The sequence below is a fragment of the Candidatus Auribacterota bacterium genome (genome assembly GCA_026392035.1).
Lineage (GTDB): Bacteria > Auribacterota > Tritonobacteria > UBA1439 > UBA1439 > JAPLCX01.
On record JAPLCX010000118.1, the window covers coordinates 1 to 20,953 of the forward strand.

A 20,953-nucleotide genomic window follows, 5' to 3' on the forward strand; every position below is an offset into this window, starting at 1 on the left:
CGCAGGAAACGGGCTCGGGATGGAGCAGCAGGCAAGTCACGAGTGCTGGCGTGAACGGAGCAAGCAGTTGAACCCGCGCATGCGCGAGGGAGGGACCAGATCATGTCTATTGACTCCGCGCCTTTGATGGGTGACCCGTTACAGGTTTTGATATAATTTAAGCTGAGGGTTATCGCGCAGGTGATATAACCATCGCTTCGACATGGAGCTGCGCAGGTTCATCGAAGCCAACATGAGCACGGCGTGCCGGCGCGCGCACAGCCGATGCTTCCACTGGAGGTGTACCGTGTTTTTAAACATCACGAGAATCGTGCGGGGAATAGTTGCGTGCGCATTGAGCGCATGGCTGTTTTCGGCGGCGCTCTCCGCAGCCCGCGCCGAAACTCCGGAATGGCCCCAGGAGATTTACCTCAACGCGGGCAAGGTCACCATCTACCAGCCCCAGCCCGAAACGTTCAAGGACGACAAGCTGACGGCCCGGGCCGCCGTCGCGGTGACCCTCACGGACAATACCGAGCCGGTCTTCGGGGCCGTATGGATCGAGTCCCGCGTCTCCACCGACCGGGACGCGCGCACGGTAACCATCCTGGATACAAAAGTGCCGAAGGTGAGGTTCCCCAACGCGACGCAGGATCAGGAGAAAAAACTCTCCGCGATCCTCGAGGACGACCTCCCCAAGACCAACCTCACCTTCTCGCTCGACCGGCTGGTCGCGGGCATCCAGCTCGCGGATAAGGAGCAGCTCGCCGTCGACGGCATCGCCACAGCCCCTCCGAAGATCGTCTTCGCCGCACGCCCGACGGTGTTGGTCTCGCTTGACGGTGCGCCCGTGCTGAGGCCGGTCGAAAACACGAAGCTCATGCGGGTGGTCAACACCCCGTTCATCATTTTCTTAGACCTCGACGCAAAGGCGTACTACCTGAGGGGCGGGGATTGGTGGTACGCCGCGACCGACATCGCGGGCCCATGGAAGGTGACGGCAACCCCTCCCCCGGCAGTCGCGGCGGCGGTGACCCCTGCGCCAGGCGAGGGGCCGGCGGGAGGCACTGGCGCCGGGAACCCCCCTGACGTGATCGTCGCCACGGAGCCCACCGAGCTCATCGTGACGGACGGCGCACCCGTCTACACCCCGCTCGAGGGGGCGGCGCTCCTCTACGTGAGCAACACCGAGAGCGACGTCTTCATGGATATCGCCTCCCAGCAGTACTATATCCTGCTGGCGGGGCGGTGGTACCGCGCCGCGGCGCTCGGCGGCCCGTGGAGCTATGTCGCCTCGAACGCCCTGCCGCCGGCGTTCGCCGCCATCCCGCCCTCCTCGCCAAGGGGGGACGTCCTCGCCTGCGTGGCGGGGACCGAGCAGGCAAAAGATGCCGTGCTCGACGCGTCGATCCCGCAGACCGCGTCGGTGAAGCGCGGCCCCGCGGATATCAAGATCTCATACGACGGGGCGCCGAAATTCCAGGCGATCAAGGGCACCAAGCTGAAGTACGCCGTCAACACCGCCGACTCCGTCATCGAGGCCGAAGGGAAGTACTATTGCTGCCGGAAGGCGGTCTGGTACGTGGCGGCCACCCCCGTGGGGCCGTGGGAGGTGTGCGCCTCGGTCCCGAAAGAGATCTACGCCATCCCGCCGGACTGCCCGGTGTACAACGTCAGGTACGTGAATGTCTACGATTCAACCGCCGACACGATGGACGTCGGATACCTGCCGGGCTACACGGGGAACTACGTCTACCACGACACGGTGGTCTACGGGACGGGGTATGCCTATCCCCCCTGGAGCGGCGTGGCCTACTACCCGGCGCCCTGGACGTGGGGTTTCTGCCCTGTATACAACTCTTGGAATGGCTCCTGGGGCTACCGCAACACCCCGTGGGGCAGGTACGGGTATGTCAACTGGGGAGGCGGGCAGGGCGGATGGTGGGGCCCGAATGGCTACCACTCCGTGAACGAGGCCAACTGGAACAACGCGAAGCTGCAGGACGGAAAGCTCACCGTGAATGGGAAAACCTACACGCCCCAGCAGCTGAGAAGCAACATCTACCGAGATAGCAGCCACCCGGCCCATTTCGCCGACGCGGCGGGGAAGGGCGCCCTGAATGCTCCAAAGGTGTCCGACGCGCTCAAGAACGACGTCTTTGCCGACCGAAGCGGCAATGTCTACCGTCTAAAGGACAACTGGGAGCAGTACGGCAAGGGCGGGTGGTCGAAGAGTTTCTCTCCCACTGATGACGCGCGCGCGCCGGCGCGGCAGGCCGCCTCCGGCGTCGAGCGGTCCGATTTCGCGGGGCGCGGCATCACGCAAATCAGCGGCCTGAGCCGTCCCTCCGCGGGGGACTCGGGAACAGGGGACATTTCGCGTTCCTTCGGCCGTTCCGACCTTGATTTTGATAATTACGCGCGTCAGCGCGGGGACACGCGGGCGCGTGACTTCCAGCGGAACTATTCCGGCTTCGGGGACAGGGGAGACTTCGACAGAGGTTCCGACAGAGGTTTAAACAGGGGCGGCGTCGACAGGGGGTTCGATCGGGGCGGCTCCGACAGGGGGTTCGGCGGAGGCGGCTTCCGGGGCGGGGGCGGCAGGGGCGGACGGAGGTAGTCCCTGCGTCCAGGGTCACTATCTCTTGAACGTCTTGATCATCTCCGCCAAATCACCCATGGCGGAGGCGGTCGCCTCGTTACCGGTTACCTGGTTAATCTCCTCGTCGAGCTTCGTCTCCGCGGCATCCATCTCCTTTTTCGTCTCGTTCTTGATATCCTCATCGTTCGCACTCTTGGCCATCTCGCCGAACTTGAGGCGCCCCCCACGGCCACCAGGGAGACGCGCGTGTCGTCCGCCGACGCCGAGGGTGTGCACGACTATCTGCGGGAGCAGCTTGCCGCCCTCTCGGACCCGGGGGACAACGGCACGGGAGACCGCGACGATCACGATGCGGAGTACGGCGTCATGGCCGCTGTGGATTTCGGCGCCGTCGTGGAAAAATACCTGATGTAGATGGAACTCTTGGGGGGCACTTCGCGTCTAAGAGTGATAAAGGGATCGGTGGATAGCCGGCCGGAGCCTGGGCATCGTGCCACGCAGGTTGCGGGGCAGAATCCGCCAAAATGGAGGAGGTATCTGAGATGAGATCGCGATTCAACATCACACGGACAGCACTGAGGGTGGGAGCGCTGCTCCTCATTCTGACGGTCGCGCGCGCTCAGACACCCTGCCCCAAGCCGGAGGAGGGGCGGGAGCACAGGAAGGGGCCGTTCAGGGAGCAGCTTAAGACACTCAACCTGACCGCCGCGCAGACGGAGCAGCTCACCGCGCAGCGCAAGGAGAAGAGAGAGGCGATGAAGAACCTGCGCGAGTCTCTGAAGGCGAAGCGCAGGGAGCTTCGCGAGGAGCTGTACAAGGAGAATACAGACAAGGCAAAGATCGAGAGCATCGCGTCCGAACTGAAGAAACTCAACGCACAGCGCATAGACCGGCATGTGCAGGGCATCCTGCAGATGAAGGCGATGCTCACACCGGAGCAGTTCAAGAAGCTGAGCTCGCTCAAGCAAGAGCGCATGGGAAGACTGCCCGAGGGACTCAAGGGGAAGGGCCGCCGGCACGGGCACGATGGAGATGAGGATTGGGAGAAAAAGCCCGCGCCTGCCGCCGTGCAATCGCCGCAGGCAGCGCCCGGTACTGGCGGAAGTGCCAAGGATTAAAGTAGCCGGGCAGGAATACGCACTTGTTGAGAGATGTACATGAGGGGGCCTCCATGAGGGGGTCCCCTCACCTGCCCGCCGTGTCGATCGTCTGGCTTAAAATACTCACCAAAGATACTTTACTCAGTCGATCGTCAGTAAATTCGATATCTCCGCCGGATAGTCCGCCCGGACGTACTGGCCGTTATCGCGCCGGATGAAGACGACGGCAAACGCCATGGTTGCTGAAACCGAGCTGGATGACATGCTAAAGGGGAGTGACCCGGATGAGGCTGCCGGGGGTATGCGCACATTGCTAAAGGTTGGAGCGCGAAGTCGACCAGCATAGCGGTAGGAGGAACTCATACCGTGGCTAAAGATATTCAATTCCCCGCTGTTCAGTGTCTCCGAGATAGTGGCGGCCTTGTTATACGTCTCGGGATTTACTATATACGCGAGATAGACATCACAAGGCACCCCTTGATACCGCCATTCAGCGGTGTGGGTATGATAGTAGAGACGGAAATCCCCTCCCGGGAAAGTCGTTTCAGGACTCACGGTAAGCTCTATATAGTTGTTGCCGAGATACTGAGTGCCGTAGTAGATGGTGCCGTTATCGCCGACAACCCAGACCGACCGGTCCGTGAGGTGGCATACGCCGCGGAGCGTGACGCCGGGCCGGAAAAGAGATTGCCAGGTGGAGTCGGTGTTCTTGTAGGAATAGAGCACGCCGCTGGCGCCGACCGCCCACGCGGCGATATCATAGCTGTCCTGGTCGGATCCCAAGATCGTACCGAAGCTGTTTGTCTCGGGTTCCCACGAGCCGTTGTAGTAGTAGAGCGGGGTGCCGCTGTCCCCTCCAGCCCACAGACTGTATCCCCCGTAGTACGCCTGACCGCAGATGGTGATCAGGTTCTCTGACGCATTGGGTGATTTCGCGGTCACCCAGGTATTATCGTGAATGGGGGCGTAATGAATAATCCCCCCTCCCGTCCCGACCGCCCACGCATCGTGGTATCCCACCGCGACCACGTCGTCGATGACCATGGAGACGGGGCTTGTTTCCTGGACCCATGTGCCGTTCCGCACATGCTCGTACGGGGGGGGATTGAACCTGAGGATGAGGGGGCCGGCGCGCGAGCCGACCGCCCAGATGCTCTCGTAGTTATTGCCGTACGCGCCGCCGCTCCCCGATACGCTCGTGAGGAGAGCACCGGCCGGCGCACCCGTTTGGGGAATCCATGTATCGTACGAGGAGTCGTAAAAGAGTATCGTGCCGTTCGCTCCCACCGCCCAGACGGCCGCCTGGTTCTGATAGTAGACCGAGTAGAGATCCTCCGTCGTGCCGCTCGCGTGCTGATGCCATGTGCCGGTGTTGCCGTCATGATGGAGGATCGTTCCGCGTTCGCCGACAGCCCAGAGGTCGCGCCAGTTCCCGCTGTAAACGGCGCCGTCGATATCGTACAGCCTCACGGTGGTCCCGCTCTGCACCTGTGTCCACATGTAGCTCGGTGTGGCGCTTGAGGCATGGACATTTGAGGGTATCAGCATTGTTGAAATCAGAATCGCAATTCCCACAAGCAATGTTGGATATGCTATCTTTGATTCCAAAATAAGATCTCCTTTTGTTATAAGATTTCCCTCACGAACGCTACAATATATTACTATGTCACATCGCATGCATTGGACACAAGGGGATTAGAACATTTTATCCGGGGACACAATACTGAACTCCTGTAGGAACCTGTTGTAATCCATTTCTCAGGGTGCGGAGAGGGACCTCAAAGGCGGATTGCATAAAGGTTTATCTGCGTTCATCCGCGTAAATCCGCGGCTAAAACCCCATAACTGTCCCATTACTTATTTTTTTTATTATTTTTTTTATCGACAGGCACCTCGACTTGTTGTATACTTCCGGTTTGACAATCGAGCTGTCACAGCGCAAGCTCATCTCATTGAAAAGAAAGGAGGATGAGACGTGAAAAGCTGGATTTTTATAGCAGTGCTGGCACTGTCTATTTGTGCCTGTGGGCTGCTCATAGCTCAGGAACAGGGGGGATCCGAAGGCCCCGCCACTTCTGCGAGTATCGAGCAGGGCGGAGCCGCTAAGGAAGGCGCAGTGCCCCCCGCAGGTGCACCGCCCGCAAAGGGAGGCGCGGAAGCGCCGGTATCTCCCTCGACATCAGCAGCACCCGGTGGCTCCACATCGGCGCCATCCGGCGCCGGTGAGTCAGCGGCACCTGCAGTGCCTCCTGCTGGTGGTGAATAATTGCTCTCTGAGCATAGTGGACAAAAAGAGCGGCCGGTGCCCCCGGCCGCTGTTTTGTGTCCGTTTTCCCCGAGGTTCGGTCATCTCGCTATAGTGCCAGAAGGAACCGCGAATACGCTTCCCCCGAGGTGGTGCAGGGTGCGCGCGCGCGGCACACGGACGTTCCAGTACGTGGTAAAGAGGCCCCGCTCAGCAGAGGCAGCCACGACTCGGGCGAGAAAGAGATTGTAGTTCCGGGCAAGACGCTCCTCTCCCCCGATCAATCTGCACTCGAGATGCCCGATGCACTCGCCGACGAGGGGCGCCCTCACCTTCCGCGCCGGGAGGGGCGTGAGACCGAACTTGCTGAACTTGTCGCAGTGTTCACCCGATACGCTGCCGCACGCGATGACCTTCTTGATGAGCGCCCGGTGGGGTATATTGAGGACGAACTCGCCCGTCCCCCTGATGCACCTGAAGCTGTAATTCTCATCTGAGATCACCACCGCCAGGATGGCCGCGTCAACGGGCGTCACCCACGCGGCAGTGCACACGTTTGGCCTCCCCCTGTAGAATGTTGAAACGAGTACCACAGGACCGTGGTTGATCAAGCGGTACGCAATGTCGAGAGGAACTTTCTTCTTCATGAACGCCTCCTTATGGACAACCGGCATTCCTCATCCAGACTATCTTTCCATCACACGGAAATGAGATACACGAGCGCGCAGTAGAGATAGAGCACGACCATCAGCTTTCCTTCCCAGCTCGCCCGCGCGAGGTCACTGATTTTACGCACCGAGCTGACGGTCATGAGGATTGCCGCGGGGAGACTCAGAAAGATCCAGAGGATGCTCCTGGAAACGATCCCGGCGCACAGGGCGGCGGCGGTGAGCACATACACCGCCCCCCACAGCACCCCCACTCCCCACGCGGCGCGCCGTGAGCCCAACCTCGCCACGAGCGTCACCTTCCCGCACCGCCTGTCGTGTTCGAGATCGGGCAGGCTCTGCACGTAGAGTATCCCGCCGACCAGGACGCCCAGAGGCAAAGAAATGAAAAATGGCGGGAACCCCACGCGCCCGGTCTGGACAAAGTACGCGCCGAGAATAATAAGCGGCCCCATGCCTACCCCCACCGCCGCTTCGCCCCACCCGTGGTACTCAAGCCGGAGGGGAGGGCCGACATAAAAATAGCTTACGAAAAGCCCCGAGAGACCGAAGAGGAGCACGGGCCATCCACAGCGCCAGATTATCGGTATTCCGATGAGGATACAAGCCGCATACGCTATTAAAAAGCACCTCTTCATCCCCTCCGGCGATAGCTTGCCCTCCTGAATAACCCGGCTCCCGCTGGTCGCGCCGGATTGATCAACCCCCTGGATATAATCATAGTAGTCATTTGCCACATTGGTCGCGAGGTGGACCCCTACGGCCCCGGCAAGAGAGAGCGCCGCAAGGAACCAATCGACACGGACGTCACGCGACGCGAGACGGATACCGATAAGCGCCGGGAGCAGACTCGCCACGAAGAACTGGGGCCTTACGGCCTGTGTCCAGTAGATGAGTTTTTTTATCATTATGCTCTCGTCTCGCGATCGTGAGCCCTTTTCTGATTATCTCTGAGCACCGGCGCTGCCTCATTGAGCGCGCGCGACGACCATGCAGCTCGATCCACACGCAATCGACCTGCCGTTCCGTATCTTCGTGAGCTCCCTGTTCAAAAAGATACCAAGCGCCGATCTGACGATCCCCGCATCCAGGACCAATTCCCTCTTTGCGCGTTCCGCGGTGACACGCCTTCTCACCCCGATTGCATGGGGGATAGTTCTCAGGAGAAAGATGGGAATGACTAATGACGAGAAATAATAGGACGCGTATTCGATATCAAACCCGGCATGTTTCAACAGCGCGGATAATTGCGTCAGCGTGTATCTCCTGAAATGCCCAGCGAACACATCCTCCTCCGACCACAAAAAGTTGTAGGCGGGGACGGTGATATAGAGCCTCCCCTTCCGCGCCATCGTATCTTTTACATCCATCAAAAAACGTGCGTCATCGGGCATGTGCTCGATCACGTCAAATACTCCTATCGCGGGGATGGAGTCCCTGTTCACCTGCGCGTTCTCAAAGGTTGAACAGATGACGTTCACCACCCCTCTCCTTCTGGCGTTTTCGATCCCTGAGAGGCTCGGTTCCAATAGCACGACGTCATGGCCGTGGTCCTGAATAAATTTCGACACATAGCCATTCCCCCCACCCAGTTCGAAAAAGATTCCATCGGGTGGATATTTCTTAATCGCCTCGATAATACAGCTATTCCTGTGTACGAACCAATAGCTCTTTTCTTCTATCTGAAATAACACCTCGTGGCCTTCTCTCGGATAGGAAAAGGAACCTTCCGATTCTGAAAACCAGATGCCGTCCCTGTATACCAGACTATCCGCAAACCTGTTCAGATCTATGCTCGACATAACATCAGGGCTCCGGTCATTTCTCAGGGGCGAATGGAATTTCTGCCGGAAGTACTTCGGCGATTACCCCACATATTACTGAAGAGTAGCTCGGTAGCGTAAAAAAATTTGAGGAGAACCAAGCTATCAAGGCCAAACTCCCGGATGTTTTCAAGGTTCTCGATCATGCTCATGCCATATTTCGTTCGGTATCGGCTATCTAACTTTCGAAGTCGAGCGCAGGGAAACCTGGTACACTCAAAGCAGTATTTCTGTTCGAGTGCGTGCATCTCATCACAGTTCTTGATTCGACAAACCACACAGTGCTTCGGCTTGTTGGCATCGTCGCGCTTACAGCCCGCACACCGTTTCTTCTCTCTAAGGTGGGCGATACAAAGACCGCAGTTCATCCCGCAGGGTGCAATCAGTATCGCATTGAACGAATCAAGATACTGCTTCGCTTCTGTATTTAATGTTATTGTCTCCGCCAGTCACAAATCGCGTATTGTATGGGGCGCGCCGCGCAACGTGACGCATGACCCGCATTGAAAAGGCGCGTACAAACGCGCCTTTTCAGTATCAGGGTCAATGCAGTTGTTCGACGATTCTCATGCGTCCACATCGATAAGGCAAGGCGTGTGCTTGACACCGATGAGCCCATCGATGGAGATGTCCTCATCTATATCCGGCCAGTGAATTCCGTAGCCAGAAGGGGAAACTTCGAAATTCTCTCTTTGTTCCGGGGTGGCTTTAGCCAGACGTTTCGACTGCTTGCGAATATCAATCCGGTATTCGCGTCCGTCGATTCGCAGGTGCATGATTGTCCCTGAAAACGATACGCCCTGGACTTCGTGTGCCTTATTCATTTTTCTTCTCCTGGAACTTGCTCCACTGCTCGACAATGTAGTCGAAATGTTCAAATATGATCCGCCGGACGGTTCTCTTGTCTGCAGGATTCATGTTATAGGAGTGGGTTTCAATCGCCTCGAAGCCCGGAACGTCAAGCCAGTACTTCGCCTCTGCATCTCCTTTCTGGCAATGAATATGAATTGGTTCGTTCCGTTCATTGGCGTAGAAAAAGAATCTCCAGCCCAGAATCAAGGATTGTCGGCATTCCTTCCTTATCCTCCCTGAATCCGTCATATTACCATAGAGTATATTGTTTGTCACTGCCTAGCTGGGGCTGCCTAGCTGGGTCCCATTGTTTCATTCGTCGAACGACGGAATTGAGCGGCAACCGCAGACGGCGCGGGGAGGAGCGAACCGAAGGTCTGCGCATCCGCGCCGGCAAGGCGTCATCCCCGAAGGGGTTTCGTTTTTCCCGCTGCGGGAAAAACGTAAACTCCACCTCATGGTTGGGTGTTTTCTTTTTCCCATCCCTTTGAGAATACTTTCTTGAATTTTAGTGCTGTTTCGCTCAGCCACTGAAATGCTGCATTCCAAGTCGATGTGTCGTCGAAAATGAAGCCGTGGAGCACTCGAATACGGCTTGCTTTCTTGCCAGGCAATTCCTGCCACTCCAGCGGCTCGGTAAGGCCAAGCTCCTTTTCGATCTGCACCTTGGATGCAAGAAACGTCTTGAAGAGGTCTTTTGAGTCAGGGATATAGAGTTCACACCGGACTTGGTTTTCACGCGAATCGGCAGTGAAGCATACATGGCAATCAGATCGTCCGATTGACACGTCGTACCAGTGTTGAGGTCGCGGAGTTCGCAACCTGAGTTCTGGATATTTGTCGGATGCAAACTCTTTCAGCTGTTGCCAGAACTCCAGTTGCTTGGTCTTGGTATCTGTCAGGTCGCCATCCTGTGCGCTTGTCCGCACGGATTTCTTCCACTCATTTGGTCGCGACACAACGGAGAACTTGGGAGCCGGGTCGGATTCTCCGATTTGCCAGAGTTCAATGCCGACAAGGAAGAAACTGATGTCCTCGTCCGTGTGCTCATTCAGCCAGTCCACCGCTTGGCGGTGTTCCTCTCGGACTTCTCTCACAATCCAAATGACGTATTGCGCTTCGAGTCCGGCGGCGTAAGTAATCAGTTGGCCGAGGTGCGAGTGGTCGGTTGTTTCGAGTTGATTCTCGATAATGATCTTCCTGCCTGTGTTTTCTTCTTGGGCAAGGATGTCCACGTTGAAGCGACCGACGCTGGCTTCCGTCTGCGTGACTTCAATTCCGATGCCGACCTCGTCGCTCAAGAGAGCGATGTTCTCCGGCTCACTAAGCCACTTGGTGAATTCCAGCGCTTCGTGTTTCCAGTATTCGCGCAAGTCAATGCGTTTCAACGTTCCGAGTTTCATTTCTTATCCTTTCACCCAACGTTTAAAATCAGCCGACGCTGTAAGCGATCGGCTGGATTGTCTTGTTAAGCCCTTTTCTTCCTTATTGTTTCTACTACTTCATTACCCAATGCGGTAAGTCCGAAAAAACCGATCTCTTCTGGTGGATCAAGCTCATTCTCCGAGGACTCACAGGGACCCCACTGGTAAGAAACTAGATTCAGTTCAAACAACTTATCATAATGGTCAGTTCCAAAGCCCTTCTTATATAAGTCTTCAAAAAAGCCATCACAGGAATCATCAGCTATCCATTGACCGTCTATAAATGTCAACAATTCCTCCAACCTTTCATCGTTCTTTATCTCCAAGACTCTCTTTATCTCTTCAATTCCTCCGAGTTCATCAATACTCAAATAGCATACATCTAATAAATCGAGCAGTTCGCTGGCAATCAGCATTATTCTTAGCGAGGTTTCCTTTACTATGTTTGTGTCTTGGTGAGCAGAATAATTTCTGTAATACTTGAATGCACCTTGAAACAGAAGTTTTGCATTCTCCTGTTGTTCTTCGCCGAAAGGAACCTTTAGGCAAATTCCTTTGCGTTGAGAAAATTTATCCCAGATCGTCTTCGTTGTGGGCTCGTAGCCGACTATGCCAAGTTTCTTGTTTAAGTTTAGCTCAACTTGCTTCATGGCAGTATGAGCGCATTCAGGGTAATGCCCATTTTCAAAGAGGCAAAGGCAATGATGTTCGATTTTGGGATTCAGGTATTCCCTAATCTCTAGGTTCATGATCGGCTGGGCGCACTTATGTTTATTTTAGGCTTAACGTTCCGGCTTCAGCCGCGGCGGCTCATGATGGCATCGGCCGCCGCCGGCGGGGAGTTTTAAATCGAACACCATCAGGTCCGGGCTTACATGGTGGGCAAGCCTGACCCCTCGTAAGCATCGAGTGCGATTGACACAGAGAAGCCGGCTTCTTTAAACTTCACTTCGAGCATCTTTGCGAGGGTGAGCTCATCTTCGACAATAAGGATCTTATTCATCCACATCACCCCAGTGAAAAGTGAAGAGTGGAGAGCAAAGAGCAAACCGCGATTTCCATATAGCTATATTTCACTTTTCACTTTCCACTTTCCACTTTTCACTCTCCACTGCTTTTCTGGCGGAGAGGGTGGGATTCGAACCCACGGTACCCTTTTGGAGTACACACGCTCTCCAGGCGTGCCGATTAAACCGCTCTCGCACCTCTCCGCAATTAGGGACAGACACTATTTATTTCTTAAAAGGCCTCCCTCTTTTTGAAGGCAGTAATTTTACCCCAGATGTTTTTTCGATATATTTTATAAACGATGTATTTGCAGAGGGCTTGCCAACTAAAGTGTTTTCCCTGATTTTCTTGATCTGATCCTCATCATCAGATTCACTTAGATAAACTCTCCAGTCTTGAACTTTTACGAATTGCGAAATATTACCCAATGGTAGTCCACAGTCCTCTCCCTTGGCATGTGCACTAGCGCTCGACCATTCCCAATCCCATGCTCTTTTCACCAACCCTGCCCTGACGGGATTCCTTTCTACATAGCGCACTGCAGAATAGAGATATCTTTCATCAAGAATGCTTGAGAAGAATCTCCCTTGCCATAAGTGTCCTTTAAGACCGTTCCTCTTATTCATGTATTGGGAGTATGTCATATGCGTTACCTTGAAAACATTTGCCAGCGAATCTTTATCGCCTGGGATACAAATAAAATGGACATGGTTAGGCATCAGACAAAACGCCAATATAATTAATGGATGTTCCCTTATATTTTTTCGCACTAGGGAAAGATAGAAATTATAATCTGCCTCTGTGAAAAATACCCTCTGCTGATAATTGCCACGTTGTGTAACGTGATGAGAATAAGTTGGGAGAACTAATCGTGCTGTTCTTGGCATTGTTAATGTGAAAATATATGGTGTCTGTCCCTATTTTCTGTGATGGCGGAAAAAATTTTGCAGCAGATCGCGACATTCCTCTTCCTCAATGCCCCCGACGACTTCAACTCTGTGATTGAGGCAACCGCCCCTGAGTATATTCATCCTTGAGCCGGCAGCGCCCGCTTTCTCATCCCTCGCGCCGAAGATCACCCGACGCACCCTCGAGAGCGCAATTGCACCGGCGCACATGGGACATGGTTCTTTCGTCACGTAGAGTTCAGTGCCCTCCAACCGCCAATCTCCCCGCGCGGATGAGGCCTGTGTGAGGGCGATCATCTCTGCGTGCGCCGTCGCGTCCTTAAGCTGCTCGACCTGATTGTGCGCGCGGGCGATGATACGTTCGTGATGCACGATCACCGCCCCCACCGGAACCTCCCCTTTTTCAAACGCTTTTTCGGCCTCTTTGATCGCCTCGCGCATGTACTGCGCGATTTTCTCTCGGGATGGTTCCATCGTAAGGGAGGTGTAGCCATCGCCCCCGCGCCGATTGATTACGTTCATTACTTCTTTAAACTTTCGGCTTTACACTTTGAGCTGTAGTTATGGCGCGCCCGGAGGGAGTCGAACCCCCAGCCTTTTGGTCCGTAGCCAAACGCTCTGTCCAATTGAGCTACGGGCGCGCTATTTCTCGATCTCTGCTTTCACCCCTCCAAATATGCTCGAAAATATATTATACACCAGCGCGAAAAGCGCGCCGCCGACCCCGCCTGTCACTCCCACGAGCGCGGCGTAGGCGAGCGACCTCGGCACCGGCCGCGCGCTATCTATCCTGCTTCGCAGCTGATCCAGAGCCGCACGAGAAGGATGCGGCATCAGTTGAAGATTTACTGCAAGGAAATAGATCAGGGCAATGATGAAGCATGCGCTAAAAAACAGGGCGAACACTGACGCCGGGTCAATTGTCTTAATCTCCGAATTCTTCATATTGCCTGGTCTCCGATCCACGCCCCGCTGCTCCCTTTTCCCTTCCCCCTGCTTTTCTGGCGGAGAGGGTGGGATTCGAACCCACGAGACCCGAAGGGCCTACACGATTTCGAGTCGTGCGCGATAAACCGGACTCTGCCACCTCTCCGTAAGAAATTTATCTGTCTGGTCGGCCTAATTCCAGTAACAAGTCCCGTATTTGCTGTTTAAGATATTTCTTCCCCTCGGACTTCTTCAAAAACTCCTCTCTCCTCCTTGCATCACTATCTCTTAAGTAAGCTTCGTAGTGAATAAGTTCTATCGGGAACCTGTGTTTTGTTGATCCTGCCTTCCCAGCTTCATGTTCCTGAATTCTCCTTTTTAAATCCTGGGTAAAGGATCAGGGATAAGGGAAAAGGGAACCCCCTAATGCCTTTCGGCTTTACACTTTCAACCTTTGGCCGTAGTTCAGATCTCCCCCCGCCTGAACTTCTCCCACAACTTTTTTGTCTTCCTGTCCGCCACCTTGATAAGAAAATTATTGGCCTCCTCCAGCCACTGGAGTTTCGCGGCAGGCGAAGCGTTCATAGTTCTTCGGATCTTTTCCTTATCCAATACAAAGCCCTCCGCCACATGATGTCTCCTGCACTTTTTCATGATCCCTCTTTTTCTATTTCTAGAAGGCTATCGAGGCTCCTTACATCCGAAAGATCCTGTGGCCCGCCGGCTATCCTCTTCAATATTTTGAGATGCTTTATAGACACGACAGGTATCGGTATGCAGTCAGCTTCTACAACTTTTCTCTCCGCATACAGGTCCGAAAATGGTATTGCCTCATTCACAAATACGTCGATGAGTTCAAGCTGCTTCTGCGGATGGAAGAAGCTAAAAACCTGCATCCCCTTCTGTTCCATCCACATCTTCCTCTTTGAGGGATCTCCCAATTCTTCTGTTTTGACAGACACCTTTGACCGGTACCCCAGCTCCGCCATCGCCCTGGAGAACCTGTCAACATTCTCTTTTTCTAAGTCTACAATGATATCCAGATCTGCAGTAAACCTGACTACTCCATGAAGCACGACAGCTATCCCGCCTGCCACGACATAGCGCACGTGGAATTCGTTGAGCTTTCGAAAAACAGATTCGTAATACAAATTCCCTTGCTCCCCGACCTTGATTACCACTCTATCGAGGGAACCAGCTCAGTCTAAAATCTCCCGCACGATCTCCTTCGACCGCTCCAGATCGACATCCAGCACCAATATTTCGCCGTAGTGCTTCCCCATCCAGGCCTCTTCCAGGCCATCGAGCGGTGGAGAATGCGGCACGCGCCACACCGCCTCAATCCCTTCATCCCTGAGCATTCCGATGATCTCGTCCGCCTTCAATCGGTCCGTAACACGAGTCAGGGGGACGAGCCGACTTTCCTCCAGGCCTGTTGTAATACGCCCCATCGTATCCTCTTCGCTGTACCTTATCCCATCTTCCTTCCCACTACTCCCTGCAGTTCTGGCGGAGAGGGAGGGATTCGAACCCTCGGTACCGGTGTTATACCAGTACAACGGATTAGCAATCCGCCGCATTCGTCCGCTCTGCCACCTCTCCGCACATTCAATCGCAACGAGTTACAGATAATCTCTTTTCGGCTTCTATAAGGCTGGTGTCCATATCGTGTCTATCGGAAACCGCCGTTTGTGACTCCTGCATCTCCACCGCTTGACGTTTGCTATCCGGCGTAGGATGAGCGTATCTCATTGTAGTAGTTATCGACTCATGCCCTAAAAGCTCTTTCACTACAGGCAGGCTTACTCCGGAAAGCACAAGCTTAGTTGCAAAGGTATGCCTCAGATCATGAAACCTGCACCGTCCTAATCCGGCTCTCTTAACAGCAAGGTCGAATCCAGACCAGACCGCGCCATTCGGATTGTCCATCCCGCAAAAGATAAATATGCCATTTTTAGGCCTGTTTATCAATACATTCCTGGCCGTTACATTCCTGGCCGTTGTCCTGGCCGTCTGTCCGGCCGTCCGGTTCATGGGAACTATCCGCTGCTTCCCGCTCTTTGTTTTGATAACCGTGATATAGCCCTGTTCGATATTAACCTGCTCCCACTTGAGTTGTAATATCTCGCTCCGCCTCATGCCGGTATTCAACGCGATCTGTACAACATCCTTGAGATCTTGACTCTTTACCCACTTGATAAATTCATTCTCCCCCACCACTTCATGTCCTTTGCCCAATTCCAGCGGGTTCTCCAACCCCTTCCCTAATCCAATCTGCACATACCGCCGGTATCCCTCTCTGCCCTTAACATTATCCCCACCGGTATAGTTTACTATCTCACTACAGCTTGGAAACCTGACCCTTTTCCCTGGCGAAAGATACCCTTGCAAACTACTCCACCGATACTTCATCAAAATGCGCCATTTCTCTTCCGCGCTCTTGCCCTCTGCTACCCTTGTGCGAGCAGGATCGAGATGTATGTACCGTGACACGGCGAGCAGGTGGTTGTCAGCGTCTATGAGAAATGCCTTATATCTTCCCTGATAGAGATGGCCCGAACGGTGGTGCCGATGGTTATATGCAGTTGTATATGAAATATTGAAATGACGCATACACTCGGAAAGATTACCCCGGGGCGTTTTTACGATAAGGTGAAAATGATTCCTCATACATACGTACGCGAGGAGGATTACACTGTATATCTCCAGGGAGAGGGCAAGCTTCTCCAGGAATAGGGATAGATCCTTTTCGTCAGCGAAGATGCTACGCCGCTCGTTCCCACGGCAGGTGACGTGATAATAGGCACCGGGATAGTGGATCCTCAGGGGGCGCGTCATGCTCTTATTCTGCTACGGGAAGGTGAAATGTCAAGGATAAAGATTTGACCCTATTAACATGAGGGGGAAAAACAGGGGGGCCTTGAGGCCCCCCTGCTATTGATAGAACAACGATCCCGCTCAGTTGACCACTGCCGCGCCCTTAGCAAGCAGGATTACATATTGGGTGCTCGGCGTGAGATCAGACGGTTTCTTCACCGGCGGCATCTTGCCCGCGTCAACCACAACGGTGTAGAAGGTGATCGTCTTCCCCTTCATTGATGCGGGGATCCTGACCGCCGGACGAACCGTCTTAGAATACGGCGCATTGAATTTAGGCACGTTCTCATAAAGCGCGAATAACCCCTTCTTGATCGAGCCATTCAAATAGATCGTGTAGATCCCCGCGGGAGTCTCGGCGAACAGATAGAAGTCGAATGGCCTGGTGATATCTTCGGTCAGTGCGATCCCGAGCGTGAATGGCTGCCCTACCGTCAGCGGCCCCGGATCAATGACCAGCGGCGGTGGTATCGGCGTGGCCGTCGGAGGCGCCTGTGTCGGCGTCGTGGTTACCAGAGGCCCCACCGTTTCTGTAGGCCTGGGTGTTGGCGTATCCGTGGGGGTTGGCGTGATCGTCGGTGTTGGCGTATCCGTGGGTGTCGGCGTGATCGTCGGTGTTGACGTATCCGTGGGTGTCGGCGTGATTGTCGGTGTCTCCGTGGGCGTTTCAGTCGGAGTCTCCGTGGGCGTCTCAGTCGGAGTCTCCGTGGGCGTCGGGGTTATCGTCGGCGTATCAGTCGGCGTCGGTGTGCGGGTCGGGGTTCGTGTCGGCGTCTCGGTCGGCGTAGGCGTTATTGTCGATGTGTCAGTGGGAGTCGGCGTGGGGGTGTCCTGGTAAAATGCGTATAATTTACTATCCAGGGAGCCGATACAAATCTTCCCATCGGAACCTATGGCAGGGGAAGAATAAGAGATATCACCCCCAGTTCCATAGCTCCAGGAGAATGAACCAGTTGAGTTCACGCTGTATAATTTATTATCGTTGGAGCCAATATAAACAACATCAGAACCTATGGCAGGGGAAGAATCGATACCATCCCCAGTTCCATAGCTCCAGGAGAATGAACCAGTTGAGTTCACGCTGTATAACTTATAATCGTAGGAGCCAATATAAACAACATCAGAACCTATTGCAGGGGAAGAAGAGATATCACTACCAGTTCCATAGCTCCAGGAGAATGAACCGTTTGAGTTCACGCTGTATAATTTCTTATCCATGGAGCCAATATAAACAACATCATAACCTATGGCAGGAGAAGAACGGATATTCCCCCCAGTTCCATAGCTCCAGGAGAATGAACCTTTTGAGTTCACGCTGTATAATTTATAATCGTAGGAGCCAATATAAATCTCCCCATCGGAACCTATGGCAGGGGAAGAACGGATATCCCCCCCAGTTCCATAGCTCCAGGAGAATGAACCTTTTGAGTTCACGCTGTATAATTTATTATCGTCGGAGCCAATATAAATCTCCCCATCAGAACCTATTGCAGGGGAAGAAGAAACGATAGTGGCCCCAGTTCCGTAGCTCCAGGATAATGAACCTTTTGAGTTCACGCTGTATAATTTCTTATCCATGGAGCCAATATAAATCTTCCCACCAGAACCTATGGCAGGGCAAGAAGAGATAGTACCCCCACTTGCATAGCTCCAGGAAAGTGAACCGTTTGAGTTCACGCTGTATAATTTAGAATCACTGGATCCAACACAAATCTTCCCATCAGAATCTATGGCAAGGGAAGAGATAGTACCCTGAGTTTGATAGCTCCACTTCAGCCCCGGCAAAAGAGTCGCCGCGTAAGGGCTCTGACCTGTATGCTTAGCATTTTGATGAAACATCGGCCAGGGGAGAGGAGCCGGTGTGATCGTGGGCGTCTCTTTCGGGGTCTCCGTGGGAGTTCCCGTTTCCGTGGGCGTCGGTGTGATCGTCGGCGTGTCGGTGGAAGTCGGAGTTATCGTGGGTGTTGCGGTATCTGCGGGCGTTGGCGTGATCGTGGGTGTTGACGTCTTCGTGGGTGTCGGCGTGATTGTCGGTTTCTCCGTGGGCGTTTCTGTCGGAGTCTCCGTGGGCGTCTCAGTAGGCGTAGGCGTTATCGTGGGTGTCTGAGTGGGCGTTTCTGTCGGAGTCTCCGTGGGCGTCTGAGTTGGTGTCTCGGTCGGTGTCTCCGTCGGCGTCTCGGTCGGTGTCTCAGTAGGCGTCTCGGTCGGCGTCGGCGTTATCGTGGGGGTCTCCGTCGGCGTCTCGGTCGGTGTCTTCGTCGGTGTCGGTGTTATCGTCGGCGTCTTGGTCGGCGTCCCGGTCGGTGTCGACGTAGGAGACATCGTCGGCGTCGGTGTCTCCGTCGCAGTGGGCGCCTGCTCGATGCTGTAGAGGTTATTATCCCACGAGCCAATATACACCTTCCCATCTGAACCTATTGCGGGCGAGGATGGTATGTCGAGCCCGGTTTCATAGCTCCATTCAAAACTCGCGTTTGAATTGATGCTGTAGAGGCGCTTATCATAAGAGCCGACATATACCTTCCCATCCGAACCTATCGCGGGCGAGGAAGATATGTCGTGTCCGGCTTGATAACTCCAGGCAAGGCTCGCGTTTGAATTGATGCTGTAGAGGTTATTATCCCACGAGCCAATATACACCTTCCCATCTGAACCTATTGCGGGCGAGGATTGTATGTCGAGCCCGGTTTCATAACTCCATTCAAAACTCGCGTTTGAATTGATGCTATAGAGGCGCTTATCATAAGAGCCGACATATACCTTCCCATCAGAACCTATCGCGGGCGAGGATGGTATGTCGAGCCCGGTTTCATAGCTCCATTCAAAACTCGCGTTTGAATTGATGCTATAGAGGCGCTTATCATAAGAGCCGACATACACCTTCCCATCCGAACCTATCGCGGGCGAGGATGGTATAAATCCCCCGGTTTGATAGCTCCAGGCAAGGCTCGCGTTTGAATTGATGCTGCAGAGGTAATTATCATCCGAGCCAACATACACCTTCCCATCTGAACCTATTGCGGGCGAGGATGGTATGTCGAGCCCGGTTTCATAGCTCCATTCAAAACTCGCGTTTGAATTGATGCTGTAGAGGCGCTTATCATAAGAGCCAACATACACCTTCCCATCCGAACCTATCGCGGGCGAGGAAGATATGTCGTGTCCGGCTTGATAACTCCAGGCAAGGCTCGCGTTTGAATTGAGGGTGTAGAGGTAATTATCCAGCGAGCCAACATACACTTTCCCATCCGAACCTATCGCGGACGATGAAATAATGCGCCCGACGGTTGAATAGCTCCACGCAAGCACGACCGTATTCGGCCCCTTAACCGTGCTCAACCCCGTATGCCGCGTATCATGGCGAAACATCGGCCACCAAGGGGTGGGAGCCTGGTCTGCAGCAAACTGAATATCGTCTATTGAGTTAGATGAACCCCCGGTGCGAATAAACTCCCACTTGAATTTGACGCTACTCTGGCCATTCAATGCGGTAATATTCGAAACACTGTATTGGTGAAAGGCGCTGTCTGTGGGCCAAGGGGTCTGAGTATATATGAGAACCCAGCCTCCTCCGCTAATAGAATAATACAAATTTGTAGTGCCGGCTGCTGGAGGTGCATTGGTACCCCTGAACCAGAAACTTACACCGATATTACTTTTCCCGGTGTAATTTACCGTGTCGGATATAAGTGTACCTGTGCCAGAAACTGTCTTTATAGACCACGTACCGCCGGCAGTATGATTCATTGCGGCAGTATTTGATGCAATGGCGCCGGGGGATGTACTCGTCCAGTCATCCGGAGGCGGAGCAACAGCGCCGTTAGTTTTGCAGGTTTCAAAAGTCTGAGTAGTCGGGAAAGTGCTTATTTCGGCAAGGACCGGTGAAGTCGAGAGGGCGGCGAACAAAGCCAGGCCAACCATTATAACACCAGAAGCAGCAAGTTTAGTGATCTTCATAATTGCCTCCGTTACAGATGGATTAAAAAACCGCTTGAAACGGACACTTAATCATTAAGTAATGTCTAGAAATAGCAAGATCCGGCAATAATGTCAATTACTATAAGCAAGTTTCAAAATAGGGTTCTCTTCCGTTTTGTGTGGGTAAATCACCTAAATCCCTCCCCCTCTGACGGAGAGCTTGTCCCGAGCGAAGCCGAGGGAAGGTTAGGTGGGGGTGTGAACTACAGTTGAAAGTTGAAGGCTGAAAGTTGAAAGCGAGCATACCTTACGCTTTCCGCTTTGAGCTTTTGGCTGTATTTCCCCCCCCACCCTCTCCCTCCTGGGGGAGAGGGGATAACAACAAAAAGGCGTTGCGAAGGTTAGTTTCCATATTGGGTGAGCTCACATATCCTGGATTGCTTTACAAAATCAAACCCACACAGCTTGGAAGAGAACAAAAAATCGTACTTATTCTCTCACTCTACTGCTTGGCAACACCTCTTATCTCGCGCGGTTAATTCTGACTTTGATGAAGTCAACACCGGTGCCGTAATCCGCACAACCACATGAAAAATTCACATTGAAGAACTCAGCAACATTT

21 protein-coding genes, 4 tRNA genes and 2 pseudogenes are annotated in these 20,953 nt (G+C 53.9%); 3 read left to right on the top strand and 24 right to left on the bottom strand.

From position 1 onward, the window contains the following. Positions 1-286: 286 nt before the first annotated feature. Entirely contained in the window at positions 287-2,599 is a 2,313-nt protein-coding gene (locus NTX71_12355; protein ID MCX6340690.1) for a hypothetical protein, read from the top strand. 18 nt (positions 2,600-2,617) lie between these two features. On the opposite strand, the gene NTX71_12360 is transcribed toward NTX71_12355, so the two are convergent. Then, the gene (locus NTX71_12360; GenBank protein ID MCX6340691.1) at positions 2,618-2,782 is read right to left on the bottom strand and encodes a hypothetical protein; all 165 of its coding nucleotides are present in this window, start codon (positions 2,780-2,782) and stop codon (positions 2,618-2,620) included. A 45-nt stretch (positions 2,783-2,827) separates the two neighbouring features. Between NTX71_12360 and NTX71_12365 the strand changes: the two genes are divergently transcribed. After that, complete coding sequence (locus NTX71_12365) at positions 2,828-2,995, top strand: hypothetical protein (GenBank protein ID MCX6340692.1); 168 nt, start codon at positions 2,828-2,830, stop codon at positions 2,993-2,995. Between the two features lie 128 nt (positions 2,996-3,123). Beyond that, on the top strand, positions 3,124-3,699 hold the full coding sequence (locus NTX71_12370; protein MCX6340693.1) for a Spy/CpxP family protein refolding chaperone: 576 nt from the start codon (positions 3,124-3,126) through the stop codon (positions 3,697-3,699). 123 nt (positions 3,700-3,822) lie between these two features. Here NTX71_12370 and NTX71_12375 read toward each other — a convergent pair whose 3' ends face one another. From NTX71_12375 to NTX71_12485, 23 genes and pseudogenes are all read right to left on the bottom strand, one after another. Continuing rightward, a complete protein-coding gene (locus tag NTX71_12375) occupies positions 3,823-5,289 on the bottom strand; it encodes a hypothetical protein (protein ID MCX6340694.1) in 1,467 nt (488 codons plus the stop codon). 494 nt (positions 5,290-5,783) lie between these two features. After that, positions 5,784-5,918 carry a hypothetical protein gene (locus tag NTX71_12380; GenBank protein ID MCX6340695.1) on the bottom strand — a complete coding sequence of 45 codons (135 nt, stop codon included), beginning with the start codon at positions 5,916-5,918 and terminating at the stop codon, positions 5,784-5,786. Positions 5,919-6,027: 109 nt separating this feature from the next. Further along, positions 6,028-6,573, bottom strand: a complete 546-nt coding sequence (locus tag NTX71_12385) for a flavin reductase family protein (protein ID MCX6340696.1) — start codon at positions 6,571-6,573, stop codon at positions 6,028-6,030. Positions 6,574-6,623: 50 nt separating this feature from the next. Next, positions 6,624-7,502 carry a prenyltransferase gene (locus tag NTX71_12390; GenBank protein MCX6340697.1) on the bottom strand — a complete coding sequence of 293 codons (879 nt, stop codon included), beginning with the start codon at positions 7,500-7,502 and terminating at the stop codon, positions 6,624-6,626. A 60-nt stretch (positions 7,503-7,562) separates the two neighbouring features. Further along, on the bottom strand, positions 7,563-8,396 hold the full coding sequence (locus NTX71_12395; protein ID MCX6340698.1) for a class I SAM-dependent methyltransferase: 834 nt from the start codon (positions 8,394-8,396) through the stop codon (positions 7,563-7,565). 587 nt (positions 8,397-8,983) lie between these two features. Then, positions 8,984-9,241, bottom strand: coding sequence for a DUF2442 domain-containing protein (locus tag NTX71_12400; GenBank protein ID MCX6340699.1), 258 nt, complete (start codon positions 9,239-9,241; stop codon positions 8,984-8,986). Continuing rightward, positions 9,234-9,489, bottom strand: a pseudogene (locus NTX71_12405) (DUF4160 domain-containing protein). Before NTX71_12405 ends, NTX71_12400 begins: the two are co-directional and overlap by 8 nt. A 235-nt stretch (positions 9,490-9,724) precedes the next feature. Continuing rightward, a complete protein-coding gene (locus tag NTX71_12410; protein MCX6340700.1) occupies positions 9,725-10,672 on the bottom strand; it encodes a DUF4268 domain-containing protein in 948 nt (315 codons plus the stop codon). Between the two features lie 65 nt (positions 10,673-10,737). After that, positions 10,738-11,442 carry a hypothetical protein gene (locus NTX71_12415; protein ID MCX6340701.1) on the bottom strand — a complete coding sequence of 235 codons (705 nt, stop codon included), beginning with the start codon at positions 11,440-11,442 and terminating at the stop codon, positions 10,738-10,740. A gap of 122 nt (positions 11,443-11,564) precedes the next feature. Then, positions 11,565-11,696 (bottom strand): hypothetical protein, encoded by a 132-nt coding sequence (locus NTX71_12420; protein ID MCX6340702.1) that lies wholly within the window; start codon positions 11,694-11,696, stop codon positions 11,565-11,567. A 117-nt stretch (positions 11,697-11,813) separates the two neighbouring features. Beyond that, positions 11,814-11,904, bottom strand: a tRNA-Ser gene (locus NTX71_12425). Positions 11,905-11,925: 21 nt separating this feature from the next. After that, positions 11,926-12,588, bottom strand: a complete 663-nt coding sequence (locus NTX71_12430) for a transposase (GenBank protein MCX6340703.1) — start codon at positions 12,586-12,588, stop codon at positions 11,926-11,928. Positions 12,589-12,618: 30 nt separating this feature from the next. Then, positions 12,619-13,083: a tRNA adenosine(34) deaminase TadA gene (gene tadA / locus NTX71_12435; GenBank protein ID MCX6340704.1), complete on the bottom strand. Its 465-nt coding sequence runs from the start codon at positions 13,081-13,083 to the stop codon at positions 12,619-12,621. Positions 13,084-13,173: 90 nt separating this feature from the next. Then, positions 13,174-13,250, bottom strand: a tRNA-Arg gene (locus tag NTX71_12440). A 1-nt stretch (position 13,251) separates the two neighbouring features. Beyond that, positions 13,252-13,554: a hypothetical protein gene (locus NTX71_12445; GenBank protein MCX6340705.1), complete on the bottom strand. Its 303-nt coding sequence runs from the start codon at positions 13,552-13,554 to the stop codon at positions 13,252-13,254. Between the two features lie 57 nt (positions 13,555-13,611). Then, positions 13,612-13,702: transfer RNA gene (locus NTX71_12450), tRNA-Ser, on the bottom strand. Between the two features lie 9 nt (positions 13,703-13,711). Further along, positions 13,712-13,915 (bottom strand): annotated as a pseudogene (locus tag NTX71_12455) (GIY-YIG nuclease family protein). Positions 13,916-14,001: 86 nt separating this feature from the next. Then, entirely contained in the window at positions 14,002-14,190 is a 189-nt protein-coding gene (locus NTX71_12460; protein MCX6340706.1) for a hypothetical protein, read from the bottom strand. Continuing rightward, positions 14,187-14,633: a hypothetical protein gene (locus NTX71_12465; protein MCX6340707.1), complete on the bottom strand. Its 447-nt coding sequence runs from the start codon at positions 14,631-14,633 to the stop codon at positions 14,187-14,189. The genes NTX71_12460 and NTX71_12465 overlap by 4 nt, the downstream gene beginning before the upstream one ends. Before the next feature lie 102 nt (positions 14,634-14,735). Then, on the bottom strand, positions 14,736-14,987 hold the full coding sequence (locus NTX71_12470) for a hypothetical protein (protein MCX6340708.1): 252 nt from the start codon (positions 14,985-14,987) through the stop codon (positions 14,736-14,738). A gap of 56 nt (positions 14,988-15,043) precedes the next feature. Beyond that, a tRNA-Ser gene (locus tag NTX71_12475) sits at positions 15,044-15,138 on the bottom strand. A 6-nt stretch (positions 15,139-15,144) separates the two neighbouring features. Beyond that, the gene (locus tag NTX71_12480) at positions 15,145-16,374 is read right to left on the bottom strand and encodes a tyrosine-type recombinase/integrase (protein MCX6340709.1); all 1,230 of its coding nucleotides are present in this window, start codon (positions 16,372-16,374) and stop codon (positions 15,145-15,147) included. Positions 16,375-16,494: 120 nt separating this feature from the next. Further along, entirely contained in the window at positions 16,495-19,752 is a 3,258-nt protein-coding gene (locus tag NTX71_12485) for a PQQ-binding-like beta-propeller repeat protein (protein MCX6340710.1), read from the bottom strand. Positions 19,753-20,953 lie beyond the last annotated feature (1,201 nt).